Source organism: uncultured Desulfosarcina sp. (assembly GCF_963664155.2).
Taxonomy (GTDB): Bacteria; Desulfobacterota; Desulfobacteria; order Desulfobacterales; family Desulfosarcinaceae; genus Desulfosarcina.
Genome location: NZ_CAXXXH010000001.1, coordinates 1764133 through 1781593, shown reverse-complemented (window position 1 = coordinate 1781593; position 17461 = coordinate 1764133). Strand labels below are relative to the sequence as shown.

The window sequence follows — 17461 nt, the reverse complement described above, 5'->3', positions numbered from 1 at the left end:
AATCAACCAATAAGGCAAAATGTTCGTCAAACTACTTCTGCGCATCATCCCACCGATCATTATTGCCGCGTTCTGGTTGCCGCTACTGGTGCACCACTTCGTATTGAACGAAGCGGTTGACTCTTCTATTATTGAAAGGGCACGGCAGTTTCCGTCAGACAGCACTCTAGATGAAATACGGTTCTTTTATGAACGCAACTATGATGAAGAAGACCTTGTGCAAATTGCGGGAAAATTGTTGACCGGTGAGGCGGAGATTCCCGGGCTGCCGCGCAGGACCCTCAACCTGCCCTTTTCCCGAGCGGATGTGGCCGGTGGATCGGTAAAATGGCAGTTGGCGTTGGCATCCTTTAGAATCCCGATGGTTTTTCTATCCGCCTTCGAGGCCACCGGCGAGGAAATTTATCTGAAAAGGGCCCGGGACATCATCGTCAGCTGGGCTGATTTTGAAAAAGGCCTCTGGCTGCCCGAGGGGTTCATATGGAACGATCATGCCATGGCTTCGAGGATCGCTGCAATGGCAAAGTTCTGGAAACTTTTTCGGAACCATCGCCTTTACGATCAGGACACGGCCCAACAGATTTTCGCGCTGATCCTAAGAACTGCAAAGCGCTTATCCCAACCGGCTCACTTCACCTTCTGGTCCAACCACGGCCTCATGCAGAACATCGCTTTGCTCCAGGTATGTGTTGCCTTTCCCGACCTTCCTCGGATGGAAGCATATAAGGCGATGGCCATTCAGCGGATTACCGATCAATTCGGCTATTACATAAACAGCGAGGGCGTTGTGCTGGAGCATTCGCCCGGTTATCATCGGGACGGCATCGGTTTCATGGCCAACGTCTTTCGTTTACTCTCCATGCTTGACGAGGACATCCCAACCGACTGGAAAGAAAAGTACGATAAGGCGTTGCTGGTTTACAACCAGTTGCGAAGACCGGATGGAACCTTGCCGATGATAGGCGATACCGGGCCCTCAGGGGGGCCATGGGGGCCGCGTACCTGCCGCTTCGAAAATAATGCGTGTACCGGGTGGGAAGATAAAATTTCCTGGGCGCCGGTCATCGATTCCCGCATATACCCCATCGCCGGTTTAGCCGTCTGGTGGAACGACTTGAAGGATTGGCACGGTACGGATCCCTTGAGCCAGACGGCAATCACCTGGGCCAACTTTCAAGGACACGCCCACAAGCATGCCGATGAACTCAGTTTGATCCTGTGGGCGTCCGGCTACAATTGGTGGACCAACATCGGCTATTATCCCTACGGAGAAATTTACCGGAGTCATGCGGTGTCCTGGGAAGGCTCCAATGCACCGCATCTTGTTGGTGAAGCCTATGACAGCGCACGCACGGTGACACTCAACCGCTGCGATAATTTTCAGGGACTCAACTTCATCGACCTCTCCAGAGAAACCCAAAATGGTTTCAGCACGAGACGCCAGGTCTTTCATCTAAAAGACCACAATATCTGGGGCGTCCTTGATTATGTCGAAGCCGATCCCGACGCCACGGTCAGGACGATCTGGACCACTTCCCCCGAGATTGACCTCGCCGAACATTCGGATGGAGGATCATACACCCTGAAACCTGCCGGCAAGGACATTGCCCTCAAAGCCTACATCATCCCTTCGGCCGGTGGCTCGGTCAATGTTTACAAAGGCAGTGACAAGCCCTTCGCCGGATGGGTGGCTGATGAGCCGGCTTCCGCGATTGTCGTCGATCAGACTAAAACAGGATCCTGGACACTGGCGGTCTGGTATCTTGATGACCAGCCGGCGATGAATGCCCCTCAACCCATAAGACCCAAAGTGGTTGAATTTAAAAATGCCCGGCAATGGCGCCTTGATATCCCGGTAAAAAACAACTCGATTGAATTGAGCCGCAATGATGACAAAATTCATTTAACGCGTGTTGCAACAGGCATTCAAGACACGCGTGAGCTTTCACTTTCGCCGCCGCCTGAATATCGGGATGCGCAACTGGCGCTTGAAGCATCCTTTGTGGCAGCATCCCGAAAGTACCCTTCGTTCTCTGACAAGATCGATAAACGCACCAAGGCGAGCCTGGCAATCTTGGGGTTATTTTTATTTCAGGAGATTGGCTTATTGTTGGTTTATAAAAAAAACAAAGGCCACCCTCAGGTTCTAATCCTAATGGTTGTGGTCTGGGGATCGGCCTTTTTTTATCTGAATCATTACATTGCCGGGTAAAGAATTGAGAGGGCGGGGGGCAAGGGGCCCATGCGGGTTATCTGCCCTTGAGCCGCCTATAATTGACAATGACGAGTTGCGCAGGCATCGGCCTTGAAAAAAATGACCATCGGCCAGTCAACACTGAACCATGAATGGAGCCCGATGAAAAACAAACCCAATGAAACGGACCACAAATTTACATTCGATTTTCACGAGCAGAAAAGCATTCCTGCATTGGCGTGGCTTGCCCATTTAAAAAAGAAAGAATCTACCATAGCTATCTACCATGGCGCATGGGTGGAGACGGCGCCGGATTTCTTTGTGGAGGGCGCATGGCCAGGAAAATTCATTGAGGGCAAATTCGATGAATCGGATGTGTTCTTCGGATCAGGCGGACGGCTATTATCAGACCAGTCAGTTGTTTTTTCCACGCCGACGCACAAGTGGGAAAAACTGTTTTTGATCAAAAAAGATAGTGAAATATTTATTTCAAATTCAATCGTATTTTTATTGATCAAATCCGGTTGCCAGCTCGATGAAAATTACGGCAAATACAATGAAGGGCTGTGGACCATAAAAAACGGGATTCGTTCTTATGTTAAACAAATGCCGTTAAAAGCCGGTCACCATCTTCATCTGTATTACCACCGAAATGTAGTGATAAACGACGACTTGTCTGTATCGGAAAGCTTCAAACGCGATCCCGATGACGCCCATTTTAAAAATTTCAATTCATATAAAAACTTTCTGGATGATCGAACGGCTGGTGTGTTCAACAATGCAGAAGACACGAACCGGAAGATAAAATATTCCCCGATTACCACCCTCTCCACGGGATATGATTCGGCCTGTTCCTCTGTGTTCGCCAGGAGAAACGGGTGCGAAGACGCGTTAACCTTTTCAAATAATGGGGGGATAGACAGCGGTGCGGAGATAGCGAAAAAGCTGTCATTAAAAATTACAGAAATAGATAAAATGGATTATTTGCAATCAGACAGAAAATTTATCGAAGGCGAGGTTCTTTCGGCGGGATTCGCAAGTGCGGGGCTGTATATCCTGTCGCTTGAAAAATATTTGAAAGCGCGGATTCTCGTAACCGGCTATTATGGCGGCCACATCTGGAACATGGACAATGATTTCAATAATAACCAGCTAAAAACGTTGTGGACTGATGGTTCCGCCTATACTGAATTCCGTTTGAGGGCTGGGTTCATACATTTTATTCTTCCTTCAATGGGCGCCACCAAGGATCCACTGGTCAAAGCCATTTCTTATTCGGATGAAATGAAAAAATGGTCAAATGGAAGTGAGAATTATGATCGACCGATTCCGACAAGAATTTTAACCGAAGAGAATGTCCCCCGACATCTATTTGGGCAACAGAAAAAAGCGTCCGGCGTTTTTAACCTGACCAATAAAAAGCCGAAAAGAAAAACATCAAGCAAAAAAGAAAAATTCATAATAAAAATCAAGCATTTAATTCCAGAAAAGCAGAGAAGTATAATTAGAAATCAATTAATGGTTTTTCAAAATTTAAAAGAAAAGCTTTTATCACATATCAGCAAGACACATGTGATTAAAAGTGAAATAGAAAAGATCAGCAGCGCTTTGAGTAGAGACTCAGAAAACGACCTGTACCAGTTTTTGAAAAAGAATAAAAATGTGTCTTTTTCGACAGGTAAATTTATCTGGGGGATTGAAAAAGCAAAACAGAATTATTGCATTAAATAATCGATGGTTTATTGGTTATTTAACTCTCAATGATTCCTGGACACTCAAACCTTTTCTCATCAACAACGACTTATCGGAAAAATGTCTGAAACCCCCTTTTTCAGCATCATCATGCCATTGTACAATAAGCAGCCCTATGTCAAACGAGCTGTGAATAGTATAATGCGCCAGAGTTTTCATGATTTTGAATTGATCGTCGTCGATGACGGTTCCACCGATGGATCAATCTTCGAAATCCCGGATAACAACCCCAAAATAAGACTTTTTCGTCAACAAAATTCCGGACCAAGCATTGCGAGAAACCGTGGAATAGAGGAAGCAACCGGCCAGTACGTCACTTTCATAGATGCTGATGATTACTACTATGAATTTAAATTGGAACAAAACGCGCGCTTGCTTCTGGATCACCCGGATATTGACTGGTTGATATCAGCCTTCGACCTGAAAAGTGGTGATGATTCGAATTTTAGAGGATTTAAGAATTTAGCAGGTGCCCCCATTAACGGTGAACCAATAGTCATCAATAATGCACTGTTGGATCTAGATATCAGTGGAATCCACATCAACGGGCTGTGCGTAAAAAAAGATTTGATATGGAGCCTGCTGAAAGGCTTCCGTGAAGATATTCATTGTTTTGAAATCACGGATATAATGATCCGTTGCGCCTTGGTCAGGCCAAGGGTTATTGTTGACCCTACCCCACTGTACAGCGTCGTGGACGTTCCGAACAGTGCATTCAAATCTTCAGAAAACAAAACCTACGGTTCTCGACGCATGAGTCAGCTATATATTGTGTTGAACAACGATTTTCGCCGAACGGTAAAACACTATGAGAACAAAGGCATGGGTATGTGTTTTTCCCACGTTGCCGGGCTAATCCAGTCAAAGAAAAAAGACATGGCAAAACAGTACCTTCTCCATTCATTTCCATATAAAAAAAACGGTGAATGGGTAAAATATTTTCTCCGCTGCCTGATACCGGCCTGGTTGTTGAATGGGAATCGGAATTAGCCTCTAATAGAAATTGTTGATGCTTCGCTCTGTTTAAACATCATATCTTCTTTGAACTCGTGGTTCTAATTTTCAAATAATGTTAAAAAATAAAAAAAGATATTGGTCATTCTGCTTTTTTATTACCCGGACAACAAAGTTGGCGCCAAAAGGTTTGGCAATTTGGTCGAGTTTTTCTCTAACCACTATGCCAGCGTCCATGTCTTGACCATTCCAAAAAGCCAGATTCCGGTAAAAAAGATCCATTACTCCCTCCAGCAGGCATCATCAATCGCGTGCTGATGGTTCCCTCATACTCAATGGGCAGTAAAAATATTTTGAAAAGAATTCGTACACGTTTGTGGGAAAATCATCTATTCATGCTGGACCATTTCAGTGGATGGATTCTGCCTGCACTTATCCAGGCAATAAAGATTAAAAAAAATAGAAAAATTAGGGTAATCATCGCCATGGCGCCACGATATACATCCATGCTGGTGGGTTCGCTGGATAGGCAAAGGAACTCAGCTTTATGTTTTGACAAATGGGTATATGGAAACCTTTCAAACGATTGCCCCGTTGTCTGGCCATGAAAAAAATCACGATGCTTTATGTCGGAAATTTTTATGGTGGGAGAAACCATGATATTATTTCTGGAGTTTTTTTCAAACATGATCAAAAAGAAAAATCTGTACAGAAAATTTCGAGTTTATCATCAATGGGATGATCCCGCCGTAGGATAGAAAAACAATTCAATCTTTCTAACAGGATTCCGTCATCCGCGTCAGGGCTGCAATTCCCTATAAGAATTTATTGAAACGCAAAAAAGGTGGTGAAACCCTATTCCTTCCATTTGTGAAAGAGCACAAGTATGCGATGCTGTATAAAGTTTTTGCCTACCTGATGGTCAACAGGCCAATATTAACGGTATCCCCCAAAAGATCGGCGGTCGAGGGATTGATGGAGGACATACCGTGTGGTCATTTCTCTATTATTCAAGATCCTCATGCAATAGAGGAGGCGTTGACAGAGATGATTCATCAACGTGCTTAACACGTTCAATCATATGAAGAAAAATATGATTGGCCTAAAATAGCTGAAAATACATTAATATAATATTTGAATTATAGTTTCCTCTGAATTTTAAAGGCGAATTTAATGATTGGTTTGTGTATAACTATTTGTACATATTTTCTAATTTTTTCATTCTGGTCTGATCTTGTATTGAAATTTAAAATTAGTAATTTAGTCGGTTTAAGCCTTGTGAATGCGACGATCTACTTCGCACTTTTATTGTGGTGTATAATTGCGATAAAAAGAAAAAAATTTTTGGTATGGAATGAAATTTACAAGTATTTGTTAATAATGTTTTTTATAGCTATTGTTTCTATATTTGTAAAAATACTTAATCCGGAAGTTAGGGGTGTGAAAATAATCCATGAAATATTTTATCTAAAAAATTGGTCTGAAGGGTTTATAATTTTCGTTGTTTTTTATAACATTTTAGATGGAAAAAAATATTGTTTGAGATCTCTTTCTGGATTAATTGTATTTTTTATGTTTTGTAATAGTATCATGCTTATCGATTGGTTTGATTTTGTTGATATCCCAGGAATTCACAAAAGAAATTATGGAGAATCCTCTGGTTTCGGTAACCCAAACGACTACGCAGCATATATGTTATTGTTCTTGTTCACTTTCTTTTCTTCATTTATAATTAGCAAAAATAAAATGCATAAGTATAGTAGTTTAGTTTGCTTAATAATTAGTTTAATGGCCTTTTTAATGACAGGGTCAAGAGGTGGTTTTATATCTTTATTAATAGCCAGCTTATTTTATTTTATACTAATAAAAAACTCTTTAAAGAGTAAAAAAAGACTAAAGTATATAATACTTTTTTGTTCACTTTTATTAGTCCCAATATTGATGTTACCAGAAACTTTTATTGAAGATTATAAAGATAAAATAATTCCTGAGAGCAGTGCTGACATTAATAAATATAGTCATGGCCGGTCCACGATCTGGACAGAGGGATTGAATATATTCGCTGAAAGCCCTATATTTGGTAGTGGTTTTAATTCATTTAGTATTTTGCTTGAAAAAAGAAAGGGAATTACTGCAGTAGCACACAACAGATATTTACAATATCTCGTGGATTTCGGTTTGATTGGCATTTTTTCATATTTATTGATTCAAATTTCTTTGTTTAAACAGACATATAAGGTTTTCAACAACACCTTTAAAAGGTCAGAAAAAATTATTTTGGTTAATTATTTATCAGGATTAATAGGGTATTCAATCTCGCTAATATTTGTAAATGGTGAAGGTTCGAGTGTTTTATTTTGGTTTTATTCTGCAGTAATTTTAAGATTTTCTCAATTTTTAAAAGAAAATAAAGTTTAAGTACTTAATGGAAATAATAATAAAAAAAATATTTTTACTTTTTGAGGAAGGAAAATCGCATTAAAAGGTTATCGGAAATTGATATAGCTATTGGAATTACTACTAGCTTGGTAATTTTTGGTCATATGGCATTTTTAAATACTGGAGAAATTTATTGGTATTCATCTTTACGAACGCTTATCTATAAGTTTCATATGAATGTGTTTTTTTTTCTTACAGGCATCCTTTTTTTTTACACTAAAGATATTGACTCTACGTCATTTTCTTACTCAAATTTTCTATTATCAAAACTGAAAAAATTTGGGCCACCCTATTTTTTCTTTGCATTGATTTTTTTTATAGGTGAATTTATTTTTTCCCCAGATAAAAATCTGTTTTTAGAAAAGCAATATGGATATATTATAATAGTACTATTCAAACCTATAAATTCTTATTCAACCTTTTTATGGTTTTTACATGTCCTTTTTATTTTTTATGCTACAATTCCGTTAGCACTTCGTTTGATTAAGAGAAACTATAGAATAATTATTATTTTTTTCTGCTATATCCTTACTTTTTTACCATTTCCCAATTTTCTTTCTCTGAGATTATATATAAAATATTTACCATGGTTCTTGATTGGGATGGTATATGTTGATTATAGGCAAATAATAATTTCAAACATTAAGAAGTTTGGAAAATACTTTTTTCTGATTTTAATAATAATATTTATAACGGACTATTATCTTTATGATTTTAGCAAAATAATTTTGAGTTTTGTTGCAATTATTGTGATATTATGGATTTCGCTTATTAATAATAAATTTGCATATATTTTTGAAAAAATAGGCAAAAATGCTTTTCCAATTTATTTGCAAAATATGACTATTGTTGGGATCATATATTTAACATTAACACGTTATTATCATTTTTCCGTTAAAGACCTTCAATTCTTTGTTCCGGTATTTTTTATATTCTCTGTTTTATTGCCAATATTTATTAAAAAAATATTTCAAAAAAAAATGAAATATTTGAAAGCATTTTTAGGATATTCTATTTAAAGTAAATGTTCTTTAGGCTATAGACTATGATAGAGGTTTATTTAATAACATATTAGGTACATTTTCGTTAATGTTATTGAAAATAGAATTAGCAGTCATTCAAATTCAAATAAAACTACTCAGCAATTCCTTTGAATTTTATTGGCACCGTTTTTATTAATGCATAAAGGATTTGTACGCGTTCACGGGATATTCCAGTTTGAATTAAATCCAGGAGAGATTGGGCGTCGACCTTCGAAAATAGGAAGTAATACATTCCACGAGGAACGGGAACGTCGGTTTTGCATTTAGACGGCAGGTTTCTTTCAGGGATAATATCCTTTCGACCCACCGGTTTCCCTTTTCGCTTTGGGTGCCCAGGCTGCGCTTTCGCCATAGCACCCCAAAGCGCAGTGCCCGTTCGGCACGGTTGTTGGTCGGTTCAATGCCATGGTGATCGAGAAAGGTCCACAGACTGTCCATTTCGCGAACAATCTGCCGGGCGAGTTTTCCGGCGTCGGTCTTGTCCTTCTCCCAAACGGAGACGGTAAACAAAAAGAACGTATAAAAATCCGACCACATTTCCGGGTCGGGAGGTTCTTTGGCAAACGATACCAGTTGCCTCAGCCAGGCGGCGACGATTTCTCCGAAGCGGCAAAGATCGGTTTTCTTTCGTTCCGCCAGGGCATCGGCTTTGCGGATCAGATGGGCCAGGCAGGTTTGGCGGTTAACCCATTTTCGATATAGGCCGTAACCATCGCTGACCAGAATCCCGTCCCAATCCCGGACCAGTTTTTCGAAAGCTTCCTTGGAGCGATGCGGGTCGATGCGATAAAACGCCACCCGTTCGTTGGCCATGGCCCACAACCAGTGCAGGTCGTTTTCCTTAAACCAGGAAGTTTCGTCGATGTAGTTGCACCAAAAGCGTCGGGCGACCCGGCCGATGCGTTCGTAGGCCGGCAATAGCGCATTTGACGTGCGGTCGACAAGCTTCTGGATGGTTCCGGTGGCAATCCCGATGCCCAGAACCGACTCACACAACTGCTTGACGTCGTTGCGGCTCATGGCCTTGATCCCACTCAATTCTCCGATAAGCGCGGTAAAGCGCGGCCCATAACCGGTGGATACGTCAGAAGGTAGCGCGGCCTTGACCGTCCTGCCGCAGTTGGGACAGTCACATTGCTGGAGAATATAGTGGCTGATTTGCATTTCGATTTCGGGTAGCTCGATATGCTGATGCGCATAAAACGGCTGCATCTTTTGCGGATCGAACTGCGCATGCCCGCATGCGCAGCGCGTCGGCATCAACCAATGGCTCTCGGTCGGATCCAGCATCTGCCGCTGATGCGGCTTGTGGCCTTTCTGACCGCCTTTTGCACGTGTACTCTTTTTCTGTTTTCTCTTTTGCCTGCTAAAGGGCGGATCGGATGACGGCGGCTTACTGGAGTTATGAGAATTTTTGCTGGACCGAACCTCAAGCTTCTCCAGCCGCTTTTCGTGGGCTACAATCCGCTGTTCCATATCGAAAAGCATCCGTTCCAGAGCCATGATATACTGTCGCACCGGCTCTGGTGTCAGTTGCCAATCGAGTTCCGAAAAGGGTCTTTTGAGTGCCATGAAAAGCACTCTACCATAGTCAAAAAGAAAAATCTAGATTTATTTTGTATTATTTCGGTTAGTTATGATCTATTTTTTGTGCTTTGATTTCGGGGGGTTGCGAGACCAGTTGGATCCTCAAAGTACCCCGTGAATGCTTACAAGGATTTGATACCATTGTTTTGGTAACATATACGAACAAATTAGTACAAACAATTATTAAAAAGAATAATCCTGTCATTTTCAAAACGGCCGAGAATGAATTTCTTCGAGGCAAGCAGAGGGGGATCAGCGAATAATTGAATGAATTTTTTCGGGGCAAGCGGCGGAGTATTAGACTCAATGTTTCTCAATAATTCCCCGTAGCGTTTCCTTAGGAATAAGCTGGAACAACTTCGGTGCGCAAACTTGACAACACTTCTAAAGATGAACAAACATAGGTGGGTCTTCTTGTGCGCGTTAAGCCATATTTTGCAATTGATGCGTTTGCCACCAGTGTGGGATTTAACGACTTCATTCTCACCATTAAGAAATCGATCTATTTTCACAATATTCTTAAATGGGCGTTCGAAACAGAGTTAAGCATTGATATTCTCTGTTTTGATTTAATTTGTTAAAGAAAAAGTAATTTAAAATTTTAAAAGTGATTAATGAATTAATTAATTGCCTAAACATACCCTTTGTAAATTTCGTACTCTTAAGATATTATTATTTCATTGCCATTAACAGGATTGATCGTATTTTGATTACGTTACCATAGTCAGAAGTTATTATTGAATATTGGATGCCTAAAAAAATATTAAATATTGTAATTTTTATGGATATGATCTTATAAGCTGAAAAATATTTGAATAAATCTTTAAACTCAATACAAAAAAATCTCATCAATTAGAATTTGCAGGATAATTAATTCATGAAAGAAACTGATAATGGATTACTGATAATTAGTATCTTGTTTGCGCCTGACCAACGAGTTGGTGGAAAACGATTTACATTTTTATCAAAAATATTCGAAAATACCTATAAAAATTTACATATATTAACAATGGATGAAAAACAAATTTTAGATAAGGATAATACTCTTTGGGGCGGGGGAACAATTCACCGAGTGAAGATGTACCCTTCGTTTCCAACAAAAAATAGTCCTAATTTTATTTCAAGGATTTTCTATAGCTTATGGAGGGATTACCTTTGCGTTCTTGATCCCTATAGTGGATGGATAATTCCTGCATTTATTAAAGCATATAAAATATATAAAAAATATAATATTTCAAAAGTTATCATTACAGGTCCTCCTTTTTCCCCTATGATGATCGGCGTCCTTCTTTCAATTTTCAGCAAAGCTAAAATTATATTTGACTATCGCGACCCTTGGTCCACCCATGATTGGGTTAACCAGAATTATTTTAAGAAGAAATCTAATTCATTTTTTGAAAAAATTGCTATTAAACGAGCGGATGGTTACGTTTTTTGTTCCGGATTGATGCGTGAAAAGTTTTTCAGCAATTTTCATGAAAATTTAGATAAACCATATTCGATTATTACAAATGGATTTTATCCAAAAAATGGGGTTAGACCAATTAAATTAGGATCCACCGATAATATTATGATTTATACAGGGAATTTTTACGGTGAGCGACAACTATCTTTGATCTTGAAACCCTTTGCTACCCTCGTTAAAGACGGGACAATTGATAGAAAAAATTTTCAATTACATATCTTTGGAAATCTAAATGATATTGACCGAAGACTCATTCAACAATATTCTCTTGATGAGATAATCGTAGAACATTCCAAAGTTTCATATAGCAAAGTTATTCAATATTTAAAGGGTTCTGACTTTCTGTTTCTTCCTTCTGGTTCCGATGTAGAATATGCAATTCCATTCAAATTATTCGACTATTTGAGTGTTAGAAAACCAATATTTGCAGTTGCATCTAAAAATTCCTCTGTAGCCCAGCTAATTAATGAGTTGGATTGTGGAGTATTTAGTGAAATAGACAATGATTTATCAATTATTGTTGGATTGAAGTGTTTAATATCAAATAAAAATAAATACACTTATAAAAATATTGAAAATTACAATTGGGAGAAAATAGCATTTCGTTATATTGAATTTCTCCATCTAATTTAAATTTTTATATTGAGGAAAAAATTACTCAATACAAAAATTTTAAATAACTTTTTAATCAAACTATAAATGTTGCATAGAAATTCCTTTGTAAGATTCAACGAACATTTTCTTGTTCTTATATCGAAACGTAAGGCTCTTTTTTGTTAAAGACCCTACAATCAATTACAAAAACTTTAAATATTTACCCGCTTATAGCGTATAATCATAATTTAAATTTAAAATTAATGCGCTTAAGAAATAATTAATAATATGTAATTCAAAAAGAACTTTAAGAAGGTTTTTATCTAATAACCTATTGAATTATGTTTCACTTTCTGGAATTTTAATTTTAAATAAAAATTTTAAAAAATGCATTTTCAAGTCTCCGAATATTATATCTAAAAAGTATTATTACTGGATTAACAATGAAAAAAAATATTGAAAATCTTATCGCATTTGTCCACATTGAAAAAGCAGCTGGACAAACCTTTATTAGAATCTTAGAAAATAATTTCAAATATAAACATTGCCGTGTCGCACCTTTAAATAAAAAAAACAAAGGAATATTTAGTGTTGATGACTTAAAATTAATATTAAAAATTAATCCATTCACTCAAGCAATATCAGGTCATAGCATTAAACCATTCAGTAACTTGGCAACTTATATTCCTCACATAAGATATGTTACTATTCTTCGTGATCCAGTTGAAAGATATATTTCACATTATCAATACTGGGTTAAAGTGTTGAAAAAAAACATTAAATTTGAAGATTTTTTAAAATTAGACTCCATGCGTGATTTTCAAACAAAAAAAATCGCTGGTGCACCGATAATTCAGGAAGCTAAGCGGATTTTAAGTGATGAATTTTTTTTAGTCGGCGTTCTAGAAAATTTCGATTATTTTTTGGCTTTACTAAAAATTAAGCTATCTCCATATGAATTTAATTGTGAATATAAGAAAAAAAATGTAGCAAAGAATAACTTTTTAAAAGTAAACATTGATCAAAAATTAGAAAAATATAAGAAAGAAATTTTATTCAATAATAGAAATGACATAGAATTATATTCCTATGCCAAAAACTACATTTTTCAGAAACAAAAAGAAGCTGCATTGTTAACAACGAATGAAAAAAATATAGATTTTGAAAATTCATATCATTATCAAATGAAAAATGAATTGATCGGGAAATTATATAGAAACTTATATTATGGTCCAATTTTTAGTTTTTTGAGGTATAAAAATGGCCTCGATATTAAAGGTTCATATTAAAACGAAGAGATGGATTTCAATGGCAGAACAGCCTGATGGGACGATTGTCCTAATTTCCAATTTCTGACAATCTGATTTCGCAAAAAATGGGTAACACTCCGGTAACTAGAAAACAAGGAGAAAGGAGTGTTATTCATGGGAACTCACCGCAAAAGAAAACCGCAGAAAAGGGACAAGCGGGGGCGATCCGCTGCTGTTTATCAAGCGGGACAACGCCGGCAACCCGAATCACGCTTCGGTCAACGACGTTCTTGAGGAACACATGGTCATCCCCATCAACAGCCCCTATTACACCCCCAGTTATAACGGGGCTATCGAACACAGCCAGGGGGAACTGAAAACCTGGCTGTGCACATGGAAACATGCGGCCGACTCCGATCGGGAATTGGAACTGCAAGTGGACAACGCGGCCCATGCATGGAATCATCGTCCCCGGCGCAGCCTGTCCGGCAAGAATGCCTGCCGTGCCTATTTTTCTTCTTCACGATTGCGCCGCACCAAACGTCAGCGAAAGGAGGCCTATGACTGGATTTTCGATCTGGCCGTTGACATCTCTGCACGCGCCGGCAAGAATGGAATCGATCCGACCGCATGGCGCGTGGCTGCCAGAAAATGGATGGAGAGAAACCGGATGATCGTCATCCGCAAACCGGAAAAAGTGTTACCCCATTTTTTGCCGAAATATTGTCATAATTAGCGATGCAGCACAGTCATAAATATCAGCAGCACCGTCAAGCATTTGTTGTTCAGGGGTAGGAATTATTGTTGGGTAAACACTGAATCGCATGGCAATCTGAGAGGTGGTTTCATCCTACTCTGAATTGAAACCAGTGCGATTTTTACCTTTGAACTGTAAACTGTGTGTTTTCCGTTTCTTACCCATTATCATATCCTACTAATATTTTTGGCCTGAATCATTAATTAACATATTGATAGTTTTAAATATCAGCCTCTTTTGTCCATTGTAGACAAGGTGGTAAATTTTTCCAAAAAGTACCGAGAGATCTTTCAAATATGCACTCAAAAGTTGGGTTGTTGACCATTATTTGACGGGCCAATCATTTGAACAGCAACAATGGCAGATATTTATCGGCGCCCTGATTGCTGATTCCGATCTGATAATGACCCATAAAGGATTGCAGCGATGCTTCAACAATTAATGGATTCGGCAATTTCAGTAAGGCGTGTCGGCGTGCCAGGCAACGGATTTTGTCCATAGAATATTTGAGAATGAAATCGGTGAATGTGGGAGAGCCGTCAATTTTTTTGAAACCCGTCTGATTCTTAAATGGTTGAAAAGGTTGAAAAATATTATTTAAAATATATCATGTAAAAACAATAGGATATAAGCTTCGAAGAAGTTTTATCAATATTCTGGAAACAAATCCAAAAAGCCGCTGCTGATATTAGCGATATTTAGTGGGTTATGCAAAGGTTTCACAATGTACGTTTTTTGGGTCCCAACGGCCAATACCCAAATTTTAGACGGAACAAAATTTTTCATTTTGGGTACAAAAATGCACGAAAATTTCTCAGAACATCTTTACGGATCTGAAATCCATTCTATTCATCTTGTCATATTTTACTATTTTATTTCTAAGCTACCTGTATTTACAGGAAAAAAAACATCTTGGCTTAAATCGTTACTTGATGGCAACAAAATTGCATATGAAAAGTGTTTATGTTACTTTTTTAGAATGTTTGTTTATTTTTGAGGGCAGTATGACAATTCATAATCTCTTTTCTTTCAACCAAATGTTATAAAGGGAGAATTTTTTTAAAACGTAAAAACTTTCTTTTTAAAAAAAATACACTTCAAATATTTAATAATAAAATTGCAATACTATACAAGCAGGAGATTCCAACCGATGAAACTTGTTAAAACAACCTTTTATACAATTCTCATTATCTTTTTGTTGTCATCATATTCAAACGCCCAGACATATCATTGGTATTTCTCTGATGATAGTACTGGAAATCCAATTGGAAACGATCAATACAACAACGGTTCTAAGCTTAGTCCTTGGAAAAGCCTATCAAAAGCCAATGCCATGCTGGCCAAACTTTCGAGCTCTGACATCGCAACTCTATACTTTGACCGGGGGGACATATGGGCGTTTGATTGGGCAATAAATGGCGTACTAAAAATTTCATCTGGGACCGTTACAATTACAGATTATGGAAGTGGTAAAAAACCAGTTTTTGATGGCGAGATCGATTTCTCAAACCCACCTGCTGGGATCATTGATCCATCACCATACCGCTGGCATGCCGTTATTTCAGTTAATTCACCAAATGCTACGATTGAGAATATTGAAATTAAGCGTAATTACGGAATGGGGATTATCACATCAAAAAACGGTATGACAGTCCAGGATTGTGTGTTTCATGATTCTGGAGCGACGAGTATTGGTAATAGTACATCACCTGGGGCCACATCCCTTAACACAACGATTCAACGTAACGAATTCTACAACGGGCAACAGCTCAATTTTTATAAAATCTATACGGGATGGGGCGCGGCTATTGGGCTTGTGAGTTGTGAGGCTACTGGGTCTGTGATTCGCTATAATAAGCTCAGCAATATCTATGGCGAGGGAATCATTGTTGGAGATTGTACGGTTGAATATAACTTTATTTCAGACACCTATTCTGCAGGGATCTATTGTGCACCACACAAAGATGATGGCGGGCATATTATCATACGATACAATCTTGTAGTTGGAACATCGGATCCAACATACTATATTGCCAAAACTGATGGACGCAAGTGGAGCTCTATGCATGGTATTGGAATAACAGACGAATGGCCTACTGGCAACAATGACAACTGCTATCAAGAAGTTTACAGTAATATTGTTATCGGTTGTTATCGAGGCATTAAAATTTATACATTGTACAATGACAAACTTAATATGATTCCCGATAACATCCCCAAAGCAGATATTTATAATAATATTCTAGCCGACAACAGGACAAACTTCGATATAGGATGGAGTGGGGGAATTTCTAACTACGATGAAATCAATATCTTTAATAACAAAATGATCAAAAGTAGTACATCGAAGTTAGGAGCTCAGACAGCTGTGGAGAGCGGTTTATTGCCAGTAGCGAAGGTAAATATACTGAAAAATGAATTTTGGACAAAAGATGAAACGCCATCTCCAAATTACAATAACACTGAAAACTTTAATGAAGGCCAAATTTTGCTTAACTCTTTACAGGCTGAAAAGATATTAAACGATTTAGCTGAATGGTATAACATAAAAAATGTTAATGATGTAAAATTTGATTATTCTACAAAAAAATGGCACACAGGGATAGTGGTGGGTAAAATAGTGGCTCCAATTAATTTTAAATTATCAATAAATTGAGATTTATGTGTAAAAATATGTATTTATCTGACCTATTGGTGTAGGTTTCGAAAAAACTTGATAATGTTTCAAGCTACAAGTCATTCCTAGATATCATGAGGTACTGATAGTTGGTGTGCGACATAGCTAATTATGGCACAATTTCCAATGAAAATGGAGTGACATGCTATTTTCCGCGTTTTATATTTTGATTAGTCCATTTTTTAACAGGTACTGCGTGGCAGAGATTCTCCATTCCTCTTTCGTCGTTTTGATCATGCCAGCCCGGATGGAGAGTTTGGGTACCAGATCCCCTGGATTCATCATTAAAGGGATTTCCTTTGGCTAATTAACGGATGCAGTTGCTTTAGAAATACGTTCTGCAGGTTATAAGACCCATCAGGCAGTTCATTAATTTGTGATTCATATCATGTGTCGAGCCTCCGCTAGCAGGGATAATGCGAGGCCTTTGAATATAAAGCTCTTTTACCAATTCTATGCTGGTATTAAATTTTTCGAAAATGTACCAAGAAGTTATCCAAGCATGCACCTAATAGTTTTGTTATAGATCAATATTTTGCGTCCAAATCACCTCACCGATGGTTTTTTTAAGGTGCCCGGTACTGAAAAACATCTCTGGCTCCGGGCATACCGATCCACCTATCTGATGGTTAAGTGAAGGATTTTTAACTCCCACGATTTATTGAAAGCTACTCAGATTATTCAATTTTAGTAAAGCCAACTCTTTTAGCCCCGTTATGAAGATGACTGATCTCAAAATTCTGTTAAAG

General features: G+C 38.3%; 11 protein-coding genes. 9 read left to right on the top strand and 2 right to left on the bottom strand.

Features of this window, described 5'->3' with window-relative positions; genetic code table 11:
• Positions 1-19 precede the first annotated feature (19 nt).
• The 3 genes from ACHZBS_RS08055 to ACHZBS_RS08045 all read left to right on the top strand — a co-directional run bounded on the left by ACHZBS_RS08055 (position 20) and on the right by ACHZBS_RS08045 (position 4936).
• Complete coding sequence (locus ACHZBS_RS08055) at positions 20-2212, top strand: heparinase II/III family protein (protein WP_319405981.1); 2193 nt, start codon at positions 20-22, stop codon at positions 2210-2212.
• Between the two features lie 93 nt (positions 2213-2305).
• On the top strand, positions 2306-3925 hold the full coding sequence (locus ACHZBS_RS08050) for a hypothetical protein (RefSeq protein ID WP_319405980.1): 1620 nt from the start codon (positions 2306-2308) through the stop codon (positions 3923-3925).
• Between the two features lie 81 nt (positions 3926-4006).
• Positions 4007-4936, top strand: coding sequence for a glycosyltransferase family 2 protein (locus tag ACHZBS_RS08045; RefSeq protein ID WP_319405979.1), 930 nt, complete (start codon positions 4007-4009; stop codon positions 4934-4936).
• A 72-nt stretch (positions 4937-5008) separates the two neighbouring features.
• Here ACHZBS_RS08045 and ACHZBS_RS08040 read toward each other — a convergent pair whose 3' ends face one another.
• The gene (locus ACHZBS_RS08040; RefSeq protein ID WP_319405978.1) at positions 5009-5182 is read right to left on the bottom strand and encodes a hypothetical protein; all 174 of its coding nucleotides are present in this window, start codon (positions 5180-5182) and stop codon (positions 5009-5011) included.
• 891 nt (positions 5183-6073) lie between these two features.
• On the opposite strand from ACHZBS_RS08040, the gene ACHZBS_RS08035 reads away from it, so the two are divergent.
• Positions 6074-7318 (top strand): O-antigen ligase family protein, encoded by a 1245-nt coding sequence (locus ACHZBS_RS08035; RefSeq protein ID WP_394707975.1) that lies wholly within the window; start codon positions 6074-6076, stop codon positions 7316-7318.
• A gap of 41 nt (positions 7319-7359) precedes the next feature.
• The gene (locus ACHZBS_RS08030; protein WP_319405976.1) at positions 7360-8358 is read left to right on the top strand and encodes an acyltransferase; all 999 of its coding nucleotides are present in this window, start codon (positions 7360-7362) and stop codon (positions 8356-8358) included.
• A 204-nt stretch (positions 8359-8562) separates the two neighbouring features.
• Here the strand turns inward: ACHZBS_RS08030 and tnpC are convergent, their stop codons facing one another.
• On the bottom strand, positions 8563-9954 hold the full coding sequence (gene tnpC / locus ACHZBS_RS08025) for an IS66 family transposase (protein WP_319404498.1): 1392 nt from the start codon (positions 9952-9954) through the stop codon (positions 8563-8565).
• Positions 9955-10846: 892 nt separating this feature from the next.
• Between tnpC and ACHZBS_RS08020 the strand changes: the two genes are divergently transcribed.
• From ACHZBS_RS08020 to ACHZBS_RS08005, 4 genes are all read left to right on the top strand, one after another.
• Complete coding sequence (locus tag ACHZBS_RS08020; RefSeq protein ID WP_319405975.1) at positions 10847-12067, top strand: glycosyltransferase; 1221 nt, start codon at positions 10847-10849, stop codon at positions 12065-12067.
• A 404-nt stretch (positions 12068-12471) separates the two neighbouring features.
• Entirely contained in the window at positions 12472-13317 is an 846-nt protein-coding gene (locus tag ACHZBS_RS08015) for a sulfotransferase family 2 domain-containing protein (RefSeq protein WP_319405974.1), read from the top strand.
• Positions 13318-13579: 262 nt separating this feature from the next.
• Positions 13580-14014: a hypothetical protein gene (locus tag ACHZBS_RS08010; protein WP_319405973.1), complete on the top strand. Its 435-nt coding sequence runs from the start codon at positions 13580-13582 to the stop codon at positions 14012-14014.
• 1171 nt (positions 14015-15185) lie between these two features.
• A complete protein-coding gene (locus ACHZBS_RS08005) occupies positions 15186-16691 on the top strand; it encodes a right-handed parallel beta-helix repeat-containing protein (RefSeq protein WP_319405972.1) in 1506 nt (501 codons plus the stop codon).
• The last annotated feature ends 770 nt before the right edge of the window (positions 16692-17461 follow it).